Raw genomic sequence first — 14,652 nt, forward strand, 5'->3', positions numbered from 1 at the left:
TCATACTATGACCGCGGGATTCGACGCACGACTCGAGCGGATCAGCACCGACGGCAAGTACCTCGTCGTCCCGATGGATCACGGGATCACCATGGGCGCGGTGAAGGGCCTGAAGGACATCGAGGGGACGATCGACGCGGTGACGCGCGGCGGCGCGGACTGCGTGCTCACCCAGAAGGGGATCGCACCCCGCGTGCATCCCAACACCAACGGCGCGGGCTACGTCGTCCACCTCAACGGCTCGACCACCATCGGCCCCGACGAGAGCGACAAGCGGGTCACGGGCACCGTCGAGGAGGCGATCCGTGCGGGCGCGGACGCCGTTTCGTTCCACATCAACGTCGGCTCGGACTACGAACCCGAGCAGATCGAGGGGCTCGCCCGGTTGACCGATCGGGCGGATCGGTTTGGTATGCCCGTGCTGGCCATGGCCTACGCGCGCGGGCCCGGCATCGACGGGGCCGACCCCGAGGCGCTCGGCCACGCGGTGCGCCTCGCCGAGGAACTCGGTGCCGATATCGTCAAGACGGGCTACTCGGGCGACGCCGAGAGCTTCCAGCACGTCGTCGAGTCGACCCGGCTGCCCGTGGTTATCGCGGGCGGCGCGCGCGGAACCGATAAAGAAACCCTCGAAAAGGTTCGGGGCACGATCGACGCCGGCGGCGCGGGCATCTCGATGGGCCGGTCGATCTTCCAGCACGACGACCCCGAGGCGATCACAAGAGCCGTCTCGGCGATCATCCACGAGGACGCCAGCGCCGAGGAGGCCATCGAGACGGCGGGGCTCGCGGTCGAGGCGTAAGTCGCATCACGAGCTACCGGCCAGCGTCCCACACCGTCCCTGGAGATACCGCTCTCCGAGCGGGGTAATCCGATACTTTCCACGGTCGACCCGCTCGACGAGGTCGTGACGTTCCAGGCGGCTCAGACGGCGGTTCACCTCCGCTCGACTGTACTCGGTGTTGAAACCGATGATCGCGGGCGTGAGGACCAGTCCGGACGAGTAGCAGAGTTCGAGGATGGAATCGTCCAGTGGCGTCATCCAGTCGGCCGGCTCCCGTATTCGACAGGGATCGCGAAAGAGCCGTTCGGGCCACTCGGTCGGTCGGAAGTCGGGACCGACCGAGCGGTACAATCCGCCGAGGACGAGCAACGCGGCGAACCCGTGGCCCCAGTGGACGAACGGAAGGGTTACCAGGTCGTTCGCGAGGCCGATCGCGACGAGCGCGACCACGCCCACGCAGGTGACGATCGGAGGATAGCGATACGCGCCGATCGGCATCCCAAGACGGCGGTAGGTACGAACCATCGACCAGATCCCGCCGAGCAAGACGACGTACAGCACTCCGTTCAGGAGTTCGAGCGCCGGTAGGTTCTCGGCCGCGAGCAACAGCACGTGGTAGCCGACGGAGAGGGACATGACCACTGCCACGGCCGCCGCCACACGTCCTAAGGGCGACTCGCGGAACTGGGCCCACGAGAGCACCGACAGCACGCTCGCGGCGGTTCCAACCATGAGGGTGAACGGGACACCCAGCAGGTGGACGCTCAACGGTACGATGGTGACCATAAGTCACACATGGACCGGTCTCCACTTAATTCGAGGAGGCGTTAAGGCCGGGGTAGCTCGACCTCACGGATCGTCCACGACGATTCCGCACCGCAGAAGTCGACCTCATCGTTCGTTTTCGGGCGGTTTGCAAGCACATAACGAAGTCGGGTCGTGACGACGGATCGACTGCAATGGCGCTCTCAGAAATCGACCACCTCGACGACGAGATGGAACGGTGTATCGACAGCTGCTTCGAGGCCACCCAAGCGTGTGAGTGGTGCGCCGACGAGTGCGCCGGCCACGGCGAGGAGATGGCCGAGTGTCTCCGGCTGTGTCGAGACGTCGCCGACCTCGCGACCCAGTGTGCTCGGCTGTGTGCGCGCGACTCGACGTTCCACACGCAGACTGCCGAGCTGTGTGCCGAGGCCTGTGAGGCGTGTGCCGAGGAGTGCGAACAGCACGATCACGACCACTGCCAGCTGTGTGCGGAGGTCCTGCCCGAGTGCGCCGACGCCTGCCGCGAGATGATCGAGGCGATGGACTGACTTCTCCCGCGCGCTGTATCACCCATGTTTTTCCACCTACTAGCTATAGTCCTCCTCCAGAAGTCGGTGCTTCCACAGTGGCTCCTCGAGGTCGGACTGCGCCTCGAACGGGCGTTCGAACCAGTCAGAGTAGTCCTCGAACCGATCCTCTCGAGCCCGCTTGTCGCGGCGGTATGGGCGCTCCTCGTGATCACGTCGCTGGGCGTCCTCTGGTGGGATCTCGGGGAGCACAACCAGCCGCTGCCGTCGATGATGAAGTTCGTCTGGACGCTCACCGTCCTCTATTCGGGGCCGATCGGACTCGCGGTCTACTGGTACACGGGCCGGACCCAGATCAGCCGCGATTCGTTCTGGCGGCGGGGGTCGCGCTCGACCAGCCACTGCTATTCGGGCTGTGGTGCCGGCGAGATCGTCGGTATCACCCTCGCACAGGGGCTCCTCGCGCTGAGTACCGTCTGGGTCGTCCTGATCACGTTCGGCTTCGCGTACCTGTTCGGCTACGGGCTCAACATCGGGCCGCTGATGCAGGAGGGCGAGAGCTTTCGCGCGGCCACCAAGGACGCGTTCCTCAGCGAGACGCCGAGCATCACGGTCATGGAGATCGCCGCCATCGCCACCGACCTGCTGCTGGCAGGTACCGCGGGGATGGGAAGCATCCTGTTCTGGATGGCGATGGCGTTCTCGCTGTCGGTGGGGTTCGTCGCGGCGTACCCGGTCAACGTCGGTCTGATCTCGTTGGGCGTGAAGGAGGGGATGATGAATCCACAGGAGATGCGATGATCGGAGAGACGATGATTCGATCATGCATCGAAAGCCCGATCCGGCGTGCCGTCATCGCTCGCGATCCGAGGCGCGCGTAGGATGAACGGCTTCCATCTCGCGCTCGGCCTCGTCCTGCTCGTCAGTAGCACCGTCGACCTCCTGTGGACGACGCTCTGGGTCGAAGGCGGGGCCGGACCGCTCACCTCCCGACTGATGGCAGGGGCGTGGCGAGCCCTTCGACGGCTCGGCGGGCGGAACGCACGAGCGCTCGGCCTCGCGGGCCCGCTGATCTTCGTGTTCACCCTCATCACGTGGATCGCCCTGCTCTGGAGCGGCTGGACGCTCGTCTTCGTCAGCGCCGAGAGCGCCCTCACGGATACACTGAACAGGGGGTCGATCTCGTGGTCCGATCACCTCTATTTCGCCGGCTACACGATGTTCACGCTGGGGAACGGTGATTTCGTTCCGCGAGAGGGGATCTGGCAGTTCGTCACCGTCCTCGCGACGGGAAGCGGGATGCTCCTGGTCACGCTGACCGTCTCGTATACGTTGTCGGTTCTCGATGCGATAACGCAGAAACGCTCGTTCGCCAGCGGTGTGACCGGCCTCGGGACGCACGGCAACGCTCTCGTTCGCACGGCGTGGGACGGCGAGGGGTTCTCCGGGCTCGACCTCCCGCTCAACGCGTACGTCTCCCAACTGAACACCTTGACCTCGAACCACAAGGCCTACCCGGTTCTTCATTACTTCTACAGTCCGCGGGCCGAACGGGCACCAGTGGTCGCGATCACGATCCTCGACGAGGCATTGACGATATTTCGTTTCGGTATTTCCGAGGAGCACCGACCGAACAACGTGATCATCACGAATGCCCGTTCGAGCGTCCAGAGCTACCTCGAGACGCTCCACAGCGCGTTCATCCACCCCGCAGACGAGGTCCCGCCCCCGCCGAATCTCGATCCACTCTCCGAGAGCGGACTCCCTACCGTGTCCGACGAGGAATTCACCACGGCACTGGAGACGCTGACCGATCGTCGGCGCACGTTGCTCGGCCTTATCAATTCGGATGCCCGGCGATGGCCCGCCGGCGAGATTCCCGCCGAGGAGACCGAAAACGAGTGGTTATGACGAAACTGGTGGCTCCGAACCGACCGGTTCCGAATCGACTCCCGGCGTAATAGTGATTACCGCCGAGGCTGTCGTGTATAGTATGGGATATACCATACAAGAGCAGGTCGACGGCGCGTTCGCCGAGGTCGTGGAAAAGACGATAGATGCTCTCGAAGGCGAGGGCTTTGGCGTCCTCTGCGATATCGACGTCCAGGCGACGTTCGCGAAGAAACTCGACCGGGAGTTTCGTCGGTATCGCATTCTCGGCGCCTGTAACCCGGAACTCGCCTACGAGGGCCTCGAGGACGAAATCGAGCTCGGGGCGCTCCTTCCGTGTAACGTCATCGTCTACGAAACGGATGAGGGAACGGTCGCCGTGAGCGCGGTCGATCCGAACCGACTCGTTGGGATGGCCGACAACCCCGACCTCGATCCGATCGCCGAGGACGTCTCCGACCGATTCGAGCGGGTCCTCGACTCGCTGTGAGCGACCCGTGGTTGACTCCTCGTCGCCGATTCCTCCAAGCACTAGCTGGAGCGGGCGTGAGCGCGCTCGCAGGCTGTTCGACACTCGACGGGGTGACGCCCGAGAGCGAGCCCGAACTGGCGTCGCCGCGCTCGCCACCGTCGGAGCCAGCCGATACGACCGCCAGACTGCGAGCGACAGCTGGCACCGTTCAACCGAGCGAGGACGCGGCCATCGAAACGTGGCTCTACAACGACGAGTTCCCCGGTCCCGAACTCCGGTTGACCGAAGGGGAGGTGGTCGAAGTCGAACTGACCAACGATCTTCGGGATGAGACGACGATCCACTGGCACGGTGTTCCGCTGTCGAACGGGATGGACGGCGTTCCGAACGTCACGCAGGACCCGATCGAATCCGGCGGGTCGTTCGCCTACAAGTTCCGGGCCGAACCGGCGGGCACGTTCTTCTATCACAGCCACGTCGGCCTCCAGCTCGACCGCGGGCTTCTCGGGCCGCTCGTGATCGAGGAGGCCGAACCGCATATCGAGTACGATCGCGAGTACACCGTCGTCCTCGACGACTACCTCGACGGGGAACCCCAACCGCTCTCCGACACGGACTCGAACGGTGGAATGGGCGGCGGTATGGGTGGTGGCCCAGGTGGAATGGGCGGTATGATGGACGACAGACGACCGGACTACGCCGGTCTCCTCGTCAACGGCCGCTTGCCCGAAAACCCCCCGTCGTTCGCCGTCCAAGAGGGCGAGCGTGTTCGGTTTCGGTTCGTCAATGCGAGCAGCGCGACGGCGTTCGAAGTGCGAGTCGCGGGTCATCCCCTCACGGTCACGCACGCTGATGGACGCCCGGTCGAGCCGGTTACCGCCGACTCGTTTGTCTTTGGATCCGGAGAGCGCTACGACGCGATCGTCGACGCCGAAAATCCCGGAACGTGGGAACTGCGCGCCGCTGCTCTCGACGGTAACGAACCGCCAGCAATCGCCGTTCTCGCGTATGAAGGAGAGACCGAACAATCACCGACCGCTCCGTCATCCCCCGGGCAACAGCTGTCGTATAGCGATCTTCGCGCCCTTTCTCCGCTCGAAGGGATTGACGGAGAGCCGGATCGAACGTTCGATCTGACGCTGTCGGCGAGCCGCGAATCCACCGAGTGGTTGATCGATGGACAAGCGTACCCTAACGCCGATCCATTTACAATCCGGGAAGGCGATCACGTCCGAATTCGGCTGGAAAATCACAGTCCCGTCCTGCACCCGATGCATCTCCACGGGCATTTCTTCCAAGCCGGGGACGCGGTCAAGGACACCGTCCTCGTTCCCGGCCATATGGGTGAAGTAACGTTCGACTTCGTCGCGGACAATCCCGGGAGCTGGCTGTTTCACTGTCACAACCTCTATCATCTCGAAGCGGGGATGGCTCGCGTAATGGAGTACGTCGAGTAGCGGATACCGAGAACGGAGAGGTCGTCAGTCCGCCGGTTGCGGTTCTCCTATCGAGGATATACCGGGAAGGCTCGGGAGATCGAGATCGGCACGTGGAATGAACACGGCTATCTCGATACCCAGATGGTAGCGTACGTCGCATCACGAAGCGTCTCAGCGCCGGCGATCCGTCGACGCGCGGTGCTTCGCCTGCAGGCACAACGACTAACGAAGCCGGCGGCGAAGCGCCGCCCATGCCACGCGAGCACCGTCCCGGCGGGGAGCCGCCGCTCGACGAGGAGTTCCCGTCCCTGAAGGTGCTCTCGAAATCGCCCGAGAACGCCGAGATCGCCTCCCGGTCGGACCTCGACGGGCTCCTCACCCCCGCGGGGACCCACTACATCCGGAACCACTACCCGACGCCCGAAACCGACGCAGAGGGATGGACGGTCTCGCTGACCGGGCGTCTCGATGGGAGCGGGGAACGGGGGCCTGACGCCGACGGCCCCGCCGTGGGGATGGACGAGTTGCGCGAGGAGTACCCCACCGAGTCGGTCGTTCACACGATGGAGTGTTCGGGCAACGGCCGGGCCTTTTTCGAGCCGGACGCCGAGGGCCACCAGTGGACCGACGGCGCGGTGAGTACCGCCGTCTGGACCGGTACGCCCGTCCGGGCGCTCCTCGAGGAGTACGACGCGCCCGAGGAGGGGTGGGTCGCGGTCATGGGCGGGGACGCCCCCGAGGGCGAGGAGGTCTTCTGTCGGTCCCTGCCGATGGAGAAAGTGCGGAGGGACTGCGTGCTCGCCTACGAGATGAACGGCCAGCCGCTGCCGGCCGACCACGGCCATCCCGTCAGACTGCTGGTACCCGGCTGGTTCGGCAACAACAGCGTCAAGTGGGTCGACCGGGTCCACGTCGCCGATTCGATGCCCACCGGCGAGGAGTGGGAGGGCTACACGAAGTACCAGCAACTGGAGTACCGCCTGCGCTTCGACGACGGGGAGGACCCCGAGGAACTCGACGCCGTCGAGACCACGGATACCTACGAACAGATGGCGGCCGACGAGCCGCGCCACGCCTACTTCTTCGACCAGCTCCCCAAATCGCTGATCACGGCTCCCAGCGACGGCGCGAGCCTGTCGGCCGACGAGGTCGTCGAGGTCCGCGGGCTCGCGTGGGCCGGCGAGAACCCGATCGAGCGCGTCGAGATCTCGACGAACGGCGGCGAGACGTGGTCCGACGCCGACCTCGGCGAGCTGGCGCTGGGCCGGTACGCCTGGCGGCGGTTTCGGGCCGAGTGGGCGCCCGAACCGGGCGAGCACCGCCTGCTCGCGCGGGCGACCGACGCGAAAGGGCGGGTCCAGCCGGCACGGATCGCCGAGCCCGATCCCGAACGGACGGGCATCGCCGAGGACGCCTACCCGTGGAACACGCAGGGCTACGGCAACAACGCCCACCGGCCGCTGGGGGTCTCGGTGATAGTCGGATTCGACCGGCCGTAGCCGGATGGCGTTCGATCGCAGGCACAACCCGTTTCCCCCAGGGACGTGGTCCCGGTAGTATGGGACAGGTACACTACGACTTCGCGGGCGAGACGACGATCGTGACCGGCGGTTCGTCGGGCATCGGCCGGGCGATCGCGCTCGGGTTCGGGAACGCGGGGGCGACCGTTATCGTCGCCGATATGCGCGAGGAGCCAAAGGACCCCGACGCCGAGGTGCCGACCCACGAGGCGATCGATGAATCCGGAGGACGTGCCGAGTTCGTCGAGACGGACGTCGCCGACCCCGAGCAGGTGCGCTCGGTGGTCGAGGCCGCCCGCGAGTACGGCGGCGTCGACGTCATGGTCAACAACGCCGGCGTCTACATCGGGGGTTCGTTCACCGAGTACGACAGCGAGGACCTCGATACGGGCTACGAGGTCAACGTCAGAGGAATGTTCGTCGGTACGCAGGCCGCCGCGAGCGACATGATAGGGCGCGACGCCGGGGGCGCGATCGTCAACACCGCCTCGATCAGTTCGAACCTCGCACAGCACGGGCAGGTGGCCTACGACACGACGAAGGGCGCCCTGCGGATGCTCACCCGCGGGGCTGCGCTCGAACTCGCCTCGGAGGGCATTCGAGTGAACGCCACCGCGCCGGGCCAGATCGCCACCGAGTTCACCGAGAACGGCACCGAGCGCACCCAGGAACGGGCCGGCGACGGCGAGTTCCTGAAACCGATTCCGATGGGGCGGGCGGGCTACCCCGAGGACGTCGCCGACGCCACCCTCTATCTCGCGAGCGACGCCGCCGGCTACACGACGGGCGAACTGCTGTCGGTCGACGGCGGCTGGCAGATCTGCTGAGGGACCGCTTGATACGGACCTTTTTACTCCTCGGAGTCGCTGCGCGACCCTCTCGGAGCAAAAATCTCCTCCAAAAAGCGCGGACTCGCTTCACTCGCCCGCGTCCGTCACCGTGGCCGCTCGCAGTACTTCTACTCTTATGGCCTGCAGCCGTTACGACTCCAGTTGCTCCGCGATCTGCTCCAACGAGTCGACGCCGTGGACCTCGCCGGTCTCGTCGGGGACGGTCAGGATCTCGAACTCCGGAAACGTCTCGCGGATCTCCGCGAGGCACTGTCGGTGCTGGTCGCGCCGAGTGCGACAGCGCGAACAGTCTTCGTCGATCTCCTCTAGCACCTTGTTCACGACGAGCGTCTCGACGGGCATCTCGACCTCCTTCAGCCGTTCGACCAGCCGTTCGGTCTCGGAGATCGCCATCCGCTCGGGGATAAGGACGGCGCGAAACTCCGTGCGCTCTGGATCGCGAAGCACCTCGCGGGCGCGTTCCATCCGGGTTTTCAGTTCGGCGAGTTCGTCCTCGCCGCCCTCGCGTCCGAAGTAGGCGGCGGGCCCCATCAGCATGCTCCGTGTGGAGGTCGCCATCCGGTGGAGTTGGCCCCGAACCGAGTCGGTGGTTTCGAGCGCGGCATCGAGCACCTCGGGCAGTTCGAGCAGCCGGAGGGTGTGGCCCGTCGGCGCGGTGTCGAAGACGATCCGGTCGTACTCGCCCGAATCGACGTACTCGGCGAGCACGTCGAGCGCGGCGGCCTCGTCGCCTCCTGCGGGGATCCCCGAGCCGAACAGGCGTTCGACCTCGTCCTCCGAGAGGCTGATCCCCACCGCCCGGAGGTCGCTCGCGATCGCCGAGACGATCGACTGATACCGATCCGCGCGGCTCTCGGGGTCGATTTCGACCGCGAAGAGGTCCTCCTGTACCTCTATCGGCTCTCCGCCCAGGTCGGTCTCGAAGGAATCCGACAGCGAGTGGGCCGGGTCGGTCGAGACGACGAGCGTGCGCTCGCCGCGCCCCGCGAGCGCCACTCCGGTCGCGGCGGCCATCGTCGTCTTGCCGACGCCACCCTTCCCGCCGTAGAGGACGTGTTCTGTCACACGCACGCTACGATCCCCAGCGGTAAAGCTCCCGACCTGGATGCGGAAAAGGTTGGTTTCATGTCGGCCCCGTGCGAGCGACGAGACATGACGCGATCCGTGTGGCTGAAAGCCGACGACGCGGTCGGCGACTGGGAGGCGCGCAAACGACGAATCACCGCCGGTCTGGAGGCCGGCGTCGACTGGGTACTCGTCGACGAGTCGGACGTCGAGCGCGTGCGCGAACTCGGCAGCGTGAACGTCGCCGCGTTCCGCTCGGGCGGCGACGTCCACGTGATGGACGCCGAGGAGACCGAGACCGCGGAGCCCGACGCCGTGGTGATCGGCAAGAAGGGCGAGGGCGACGGCACCGTCGACCTGCCCGAGGACTTCTCGGGGTCGGCGGACCTCTCGGCGCTGCGCCGCGAGGAGAAGACGCCGACGGGGGCGTACGTCCGCATTCTGGACGAGTATTACGAGGCGTTCGCCGAGGAAGCGGCGGCGGAGGCCGACTACACGGTCGTGGTCGGCGAGGACTGGACGATCATCCCCCTCGAGAACCTGATCGCCCGGATCGGCGAGGAGACCGACCTGATCGCGGGCGTCCGGAGCGCCGAGGAGGCCCGAACCGCCTTCGAGACGCTCGAGATCGGCGCGGACGCCGTCCTACTGGACTCGGACGACCCCGACACCATCCGCGAGACGGTCGCGGTCCGGGACAGCGCCGAGCGCGAACACCTCGATCTGGGGTGGGCCGAGATCACCGAGATCGCCCAGACGGGGAGCGCCGACCGGGTCTGTGTCGACACGGGCAGCCTGATGGACCACGACGAGGGGATGCTCGTGGGTTCGATGTCACGTGGACTCTTCTTCGTCCACGCCGAGACCGCCGAGTCGCCCTACGTGGCCTCCCGACCCTTCCGGGTGAACGCGGGGGCGGTCCACGCCTACGTCCGGACGCCCGACGGCGGCACGAAGTACCTCTCCGAACTCGAAAGCGGCGACGAGGTCCAACTCGTGGACACGGGGGGCGACACCCGCGAGGCGATCGTCGGCCGCGTGAAGATCGAGCGACGACCGATGTTCAGGATCGAGGCCGAGACCGAGAGCGGGGACCGGATCGCCACCCTGTTACAGAACGCCGAGACGATCAAGGTCCAGAGCCGCGAGGGACGAAAAGCGGTGACGGACCTCGAGGTCGGCGACGAGGTGCTGTTGTACTACGAGGCGGTGGCTCGCCACTTCGGCGAGGCCGTCGAGGAGCGGATCATCGAGAAGTAGCGTCGCCGCTCTCGGGGAGGGGTTCGGTACACCAGTGACAGAAGTCGAGTTCGAGGTCGTCGAGTTCGCGCCCGCAGTTCGGACAGCGCTGCCCGACCTCGCGCTGTCTGGTCTGGGTGGCCTGCCAGTAGGCGTCGGCGGCGCTGAAGCTGATCACGACGAACAGGGCGATCTGGGCCTCCACCGGGAGTTCCGCCGAGAGCGCCATCGCCTCGTCCAGCGACGTGACGCCGTCGACGAGTTCCTCGGGGACGAACAGGACGAACGAGAGGACGACCATCCAGAACCACAGCAGGGCTCGAAGCCAGGCACGGAGGTAGACGTGGCCGAGGCCGGGCACGAGGACGGCGAAGAAGGCCGCGAGCCACGGTCGTTTGTGCGAGCCCTCGTTCATGGGGCAAAAGTCCGTTCCACTGGTACTTAACCCGTTCGACCCGGCCTCAGATCCCCAGCACCCGCAGGAGGACGCCGAGGCCGACGACGAGCAGTCCGAGGCCGATCCCGATGCCGGGGATGGGGACCGGAAGCAGGCCGATTCCGAGGACGACGCCGAGGGCCATCACGACCGTCGAGATCCTGACCATGCCCGATGGTTCCGCGGGACGCCCAAAGGGCTTGACCCGGCGACTGCGCCCGGCGGGTTCATGCCGTCGGTCGTGAATACGCACATCGTCGGTGGCACAGACGGGCGGATACTGCGCCATTGCGGTTCACACCGACTAGTACCGGTGACGGTTCCGTGACGGGCAGTATCAGTAACCGGCCTTCCACGCGGCCAGACCCGCGAGGACCACCAGGAGGCCGAAGAGGAAGCCGGTCCCCGGAAGCGGCACGATCCCGAACAGCAGGCCGACGATCCCGACCGCGACGAGCACCGTGGAGACGTTGACCATACCCGGAACACGCGACGGCGGCCGAAAGGCGTTGGCCCGGCGACTGCGGGATCACCACCGCTAAGTATTACAGCGTCATCTCACGACCCATGAGCGACCTCGGCAAGGTGGACCGCGAGTTCTTCGAGAAGTACATCTACCCCAACCTCGGCGCGGAGCGCGAGGACGTCCGTCTCGCGCCGCAGCACGGCGTCGACTTCGGGGTGATCGGCCTCGGTCCGGGGACGGACGGCGGGAACGAACGGGTCGTCGCGCTCGCGACCGACCCCGTGTTCGTCATGCCGTCGCTGGGGTTCGACCGGGCGGCGTGGTTCGCCTTCCACATCCTGATGAGCGACGTCGCGGTCTCCGGGTTGAGGCCGACGCACCTCTCGATCGACCTGAACCTCCCTCCCGATATCACCGACGAGGAGTTCGCAACGGTCTGGGAGACGATGCACGCCGAAGCCGAGGAACTGGGCGTCTCGGTCGTGACGGGCCACACCGGGCGCTATGCGGGCTGTAACTACCCGATGGTCGGGGGCGCCACCGCGCTCGCGGTCGGCGACTCCGCCGACCTCGTCCGCCCCGACGGCGCGCGCGCGGGCGACGCGGTCATCGTGACGAAGGGGCCCGCGATCGAGGCGACGGGCCTGCTCTCGATCCAGTTCGAGGAGATCCTCGATCTCGGCGGGGACGCGATGGCGGCGGCCAAAGAGCGCTTCTACGACATGAGCCCCGTGCGCGACGCGCTAGTCGCGACCGCCGCCGGGCCGGTCACGGCGATGCACGACGCCACCGAAGGGGGAATCTACGGCGGCCTCCACGAGATCGCCCGCGCGGGCGGCGTTCGGATCGACGTCGAGCGCGAGGCCGTCCCGGTCATGGATGGCGTCCGCGAGACCTGCGCGGCCTTCGACATCGACCCGTGGATCTCGATCAGCGAGGGGACCCTGCTCCTGACCGTCGAGAGCGGCGGCGCAGAGGGCGTCCTGGACGCGCTCGACTCGGAGGGGATCCCGGCGGCGGTCGTCGGCGAGGCGAGCGAGGGCGAGGGGGTGTACTTCGACGGCGAACCCGTAGAGCGGCCCGAGCGCGACCCGTTCTGGGCGGCGTTCGAGGAGGGCATGGCGCGACTGGAGGGTGCGGAATGACCCGCCGAGCGTCCCCCCACACCCCGTCGGTGGCGCTCACGATCGCCGGCAGCGACTCGGGTGGCGGCGCCGGGATCCAGGCCGATCTCAAGACGATGGAATCTCATGGAGTGTTCGCGACGAGCGCCGTGACGGCGATCACCGCTCAGAACACGCAGGGAGTGGAGCGCTCGCACGTCCTGCCCGTCGAGGAGATCGGCGCGCAGATCGAGACCGTACGCGAGGACTTCGACGTGGGCGCGGTCAAGACCGGCATGCTCGCGACGAGCGAGGTGGTCGAGCTAGTGGTCGAAAAACTCGCCGACTACGACGGCCCGACGGTGATCGACCCGGTGATGGTCGCGACGAGCGGGGATCGCCTGCTCGAACCCGACGCAGAGGCGGCCTACGAGGACCTGATCGGGGAGGCCACTCTGGTAACGCCGAACGCCGACGAGGCAGCCGTTCTCACGGGAATCGACCCCGAGGACGCAGACGACGCCCGCGAGGCCGGCGAGCAGTTGGTGGGGATGGGCGCCGAGGCCGCGCTCGTCAAGGGCGGGCACCTGTCGACCGACGACGTGAAGGACGTGCTCGTGACCGAGAAGGGATACGAGGTGTTCGAGCACGCGCGGGTCGACACCGACGCGACCCACGGCTCGGGCTGTACCCTCGGGTCGGCGATCGCCGCCCGACTCGCGCGCGGCGAGGAGGTGGAGGCAGCCGTCGAGGACGCGCTCGACTTCATGGAGCGCGCCGTCAGATACCCGCTCGACGTGGGTCAGGGTCCGGGTGCGGTCCACCACCTGGTCGGCCTCCGGAACCGCGCCGAGCGCGAGCCGACCGCAGAGAGGGTGGACGGAATCGTCGAGCGCTTCGTCGCGGAGGACCTTCGAGGGCTCGTCCCCGAGGTGGGAATGAACGTCGTCGGGGCGACGCCCTACGCCGAGAGAGTGGATGAAACCGCCGCCGTCGAGGGGCGGATTACGAGAACGCTGTCGGGGATCGCGCCCAATCGGGGCGTGCGCTTCGGCGCGTCGAGCCACGTCGCCCGGTTTCTGCTGTCGGCCCGCGAGTTCGCGCCCGACCTCCGGTACGCGGTGAACTGCCGGTTCGACGACGACGTCGAGGCGGCGCTCGACGCGCTCGAGGCCCCGATCACGGAGTTCGACCGGGACGAGGAACCGGAGGAGCTAAAGCAAGAGGAGGGCAGCACGATGGGGTGGGGCGCCCGCCAGGCGTTCGACATCGAGGAGACGCCCGCGGCCGTGATCGACCGGGGCGAGGTCGGCAAGGAGGCGATCGTCAAGTTGGTTGCGCCCGACCCCGAGACGCTGATCGAGCGCGCGCTCGCCGTTCACGACGCGCTGGACTAGCGAACCCGATCGAGCACCGGGATCTCCGCGATCCGCTCTTCCGAAAGGGCGACCGGTCGATCCCCGACGGCTTCTCGCCGCTCTCGGTCCGGACCACGCGCTCGGGCGTGACCAACAGGTCCATCGGTACGTCGTGGGCGGCGGGGTCGGGAGCGTCATCTACGACCTGAGCCTCGTGGACGGTCGTCGCCGTCGGGGTATCGTTGCCCACCAGATCGAGTTCGCGTAGAACGGCGAACTCCAGATCCGAGTAGCCCTCGCCCTTGCCAATACGGGTACTGGCCTCGGTGACCGCGACGCTTCCCGACACCACGAGGTCGATCTCGGGCATCTCCTCGGGACCCACCGGAACGCCGTGGTTCGAAACCCCCGAGACGGTCGTCGCCTCGTCGATGTCGCTCACCTCGTCGGGATCGAGTTCGAGAAACGGTTTCTCGCTCTTCAGGCGGGGTTGGGCCATGTAGAGGGTCTTTCCCTCGCGAAGGGCGCGCCTGCGGACCGGGAGCTGTGGCGCGTCGGGGTTCGCCTTGATCGTCTCCGCCGCCTCCCACTCGGGCGTTTCGGCCAGTCGCTTTGCGGCCTCGCTTGCCCCGGCGAAGTTGGGGATCCGGCCGTGGGGCGGGTAGGGAAACCGGGCGATCCCCTCGCGTTCGAGCGCGTCCCAGACCCGCTCTCGAAGCTCCTGTTTGTCCATGGCG

The 14,652-nt window shown here is 66.8% G+C and carries 16 protein-coding genes and 1 pseudogene; 11 read left to right on the forward strand and 6 right to left on the reverse strand.

The features are described from left to right. The first annotated feature begins 7 nt into the window (after positions 1-7). Positions 8-802 carry a 2-amino-3,7-dideoxy-D-threo-hept-6-ulosonate synthase gene (locus QRT08_RS08220; protein ID WP_286045457.1) on the forward strand — a complete coding sequence of 265 codons (795 nt, stop codon included), beginning with the start codon at positions 8-10 and terminating at the stop codon, positions 800-802. A 6-nt stretch (positions 803-808) separates the two neighbouring features. On the opposite strand, the gene QRT08_RS08225 is transcribed toward QRT08_RS08220, so the two are convergent. After that, complete coding sequence (locus QRT08_RS08225) at positions 809-1,570, reverse strand: hypothetical protein (protein ID WP_286045458.1); 762 nt, start codon at positions 1,568-1,570, stop codon at positions 809-811. A 173-nt stretch (positions 1,571-1,743) separates the two neighbouring features. Here QRT08_RS08225 and QRT08_RS08230 point away from each other — a divergent pair, with 173 nt between their 5' ends. The 7 genes from QRT08_RS08230 to QRT08_RS08260 all read left to right on the forward strand — a co-directional run bounded on the left by QRT08_RS08230 (position 1,744) and on the right by QRT08_RS08260 (position 8,224). Beyond that, complete coding sequence (locus QRT08_RS08230) at positions 1,744-2,097, forward strand: four-helix bundle copper-binding protein (RefSeq protein ID WP_286045459.1); 354 nt, start codon at positions 1,744-1,746, stop codon at positions 2,095-2,097. Between the two features lie 66 nt (positions 2,098-2,163). Then, positions 2,164-2,877 (forward strand): DUF4396 domain-containing protein, encoded by a 714-nt coding sequence (locus tag QRT08_RS08235; RefSeq protein WP_286045460.1) that lies wholly within the window; start codon positions 2,164-2,166, stop codon positions 2,875-2,877. 81 nt (positions 2,878-2,958) lie between these two features. Then, positions 2,959-3,987 carry a potassium channel family protein gene (locus QRT08_RS08240; protein WP_286045461.1) on the forward strand — a complete coding sequence of 343 codons (1,029 nt, stop codon included), beginning with the start codon at positions 2,959-2,961 and terminating at the stop codon, positions 3,985-3,987. An 82-nt stretch (positions 3,988-4,069) separates the two neighbouring features. After that, a complete protein-coding gene (locus QRT08_RS08245) occupies positions 4,070-4,456 on the forward strand; it encodes a DUF302 domain-containing protein (RefSeq protein WP_286045462.1) in 387 nt (128 codons plus the stop codon). 56 nt (positions 4,457-4,512) lie between these two features. After that, positions 4,513-5,895, forward strand: a complete 1,383-nt coding sequence (locus tag QRT08_RS08250; protein ID WP_286045463.1) for a multicopper oxidase family protein — start codon at positions 4,513-4,515, stop codon at positions 5,893-5,895. 233 nt (positions 5,896-6,128) lie between these two features. Beyond that, entirely contained in the window at positions 6,129-7,376 is a 1,248-nt protein-coding gene (locus QRT08_RS08255; protein WP_286045464.1) for a sulfite oxidase, read from the forward strand. A gap of 59 nt (positions 7,377-7,435) precedes the next feature. Beyond that, positions 7,436-8,224, forward strand: coding sequence for an SDR family NAD(P)-dependent oxidoreductase (locus QRT08_RS08260; RefSeq protein WP_286045465.1), 789 nt, complete (start codon positions 7,436-7,438; stop codon positions 8,222-8,224). A 153-nt stretch (positions 8,225-8,377) separates the two neighbouring features. On the opposite strand, the gene QRT08_RS08265 is transcribed toward QRT08_RS08260, so the two are convergent. Next, entirely contained in the window at positions 8,378-9,313 is a 936-nt protein-coding gene (locus QRT08_RS08265; protein WP_286045466.1) for an ArsA family ATPase, read from the reverse strand. An 87-nt stretch (positions 9,314-9,400) separates the two neighbouring features. Here QRT08_RS08265 and QRT08_RS08270 point away from each other — a divergent pair, with 87 nt between their 5' ends. Further along, positions 9,401-10,573, forward strand: a complete 1,173-nt coding sequence (locus QRT08_RS08270; protein WP_286045467.1) for a 3-dehydroquinate synthase II — start codon at positions 9,401-9,403, stop codon at positions 10,571-10,573. Here the strand turns inward: QRT08_RS08270 and QRT08_RS08275 are convergent. The 3 genes from QRT08_RS08275 to QRT08_RS08285 form a co-directional block, all read right to left on the reverse strand. Further along, on the reverse strand, positions 10,560-10,967 hold the full coding sequence (locus QRT08_RS08275) for a DUF7575 domain-containing protein (RefSeq protein ID WP_286045468.1): 408 nt from the start codon (positions 10,965-10,967) through the stop codon (positions 10,560-10,562). The two genes, QRT08_RS08270 and QRT08_RS08275, sit on opposite strands and share 14 nt — an antisense overlap. Positions 10,968-11,013: 46 nt before the next feature. Beyond that, on the reverse strand, positions 11,014-11,157 hold the full coding sequence (locus QRT08_RS08280) for a hypothetical protein (RefSeq protein ID WP_286045469.1): 144 nt from the start codon (positions 11,155-11,157) through the stop codon (positions 11,014-11,016). A gap of 168 nt (positions 11,158-11,325) precedes the next feature. Further along, positions 11,326-11,466, reverse strand: a complete 141-nt coding sequence (locus QRT08_RS08285) for a hypothetical protein (protein WP_286045470.1) — start codon at positions 11,464-11,466, stop codon at positions 11,326-11,328. Positions 11,467-11,555: 89 nt separating this feature from the next. On the opposite strand from QRT08_RS08285, the gene QRT08_RS08290 reads away from it, so the two are divergent. Beyond that, positions 11,556-12,599: an AIR synthase family protein gene (locus QRT08_RS08290; protein ID WP_286045471.1), complete on the forward strand. Its 1,044-nt coding sequence runs from the start codon at positions 11,556-11,558 to the stop codon at positions 12,597-12,599. Then, on the forward strand, positions 12,596-13,954 hold the full coding sequence (gene thiD, locus QRT08_RS08295; protein WP_286045472.1) for a bifunctional hydroxymethylpyrimidine kinase/phosphomethylpyrimidine kinase: 1,359 nt from the start codon (positions 12,596-12,598) through the stop codon (positions 13,952-13,954). Before QRT08_RS08290 ends, thiD begins: the two co-directional genes overlap by 4 nt. On the opposite strand, the pseudogene QRT08_RS08300 reads toward thiD, so the two are convergent. Continuing rightward, positions 13,951-14,648 (reverse strand): annotated as a pseudogene (locus tag QRT08_RS08300) (5-formyltetrahydrofolate cyclo-ligase). The gene thiD and the pseudogene QRT08_RS08300 overlap by 4 nt on opposite strands. Positions 14,649-14,652: the final 4 nt, after the last annotated feature.

Source organism: Halalkalicoccus sp. NIPERK01, assembly GCF_030287405.1.
Lineage (GTDB): Archaea > Halobacteriota > Halobacteria > Halobacteriales > Halalkalicoccaceae > Halalkalicoccus.

Coding starts and splice junctions, on each gene's coding strand:
- QRT08_RS08255 (WP_286045464.1), top strand. CDS start 6,129: ATGCCACGCGAGCACCGTCCCGGCGGGGAGCCGCCGCTCGACGAGGAG.
- QRT08_RS08240 (WP_286045461.1), top strand. CDS start 2,959: ATGAACGGCTTCCATCTCGCGCTCGGCCTCGTCCTGCTCGTCAGTAGC.
- QRT08_RS08285 (WP_286045470.1), bottom strand. CDS start 11,466: ATGGTCAACGTCTCCACGGTGCTCGTCGCGGTCGGGATCGTCGGCCTG.
- QRT08_RS08230 (WP_286045459.1), top strand. CDS start 1,744: ATGGCGCTCTCAGAAATCGACCACCTCGACGACGAGATGGAACGGTGT.
- QRT08_RS08275 (WP_286045468.1), bottom strand. CDS start 10,967: ATGAACGAGGGCTCGCACAAACGACCGTGGCTCGCGGCCTTCTTCGCC.
- QRT08_RS08270 (WP_286045467.1), top strand. CDS start 9,401: ATGACGCGATCCGTGTGGCTGAAAGCCGACGACGCGGTCGGCGACTGG.
- QRT08_RS08280 (WP_286045469.1), bottom strand. CDS start 11,157: ATGGTCAGGATCTCGACGGTCGTGATGGCCCTCGGCGTCGTCCTCGGA.
- thiD (WP_286045472.1), top strand. CDS start 12,596: ATGACCCGCCGAGCGTCCCCCCACACCCCGTCGGTGGCGCTCACGATC.
- QRT08_RS08290 (WP_286045471.1), top strand. CDS start 11,556: ATGAGCGACCTCGGCAAGGTGGACCGCGAGTTCTTCGAGAAGTACATC.
- QRT08_RS08245 (WP_286045462.1), top strand. CDS start 4,070: ATGGGATATACCATACAAGAGCAGGTCGACGGCGCGTTCGCCGAGGTC.
- QRT08_RS08260 (WP_286045465.1), top strand. CDS start 7,436: ATGGGACAGGTACACTACGACTTCGCGGGCGAGACGACGATCGTGACC.
- QRT08_RS08220 (WP_286045457.1), top strand. CDS start 8: ATGACCGCGGGATTCGACGCACGACTCGAGCGGATCAGCACCGACGGC.
- QRT08_RS08225 (WP_286045458.1), bottom strand. CDS start 1,570: ATGGTCACCATCGTACCGTTGAGCGTCCACCTGCTGGGTGTCCCGTTC.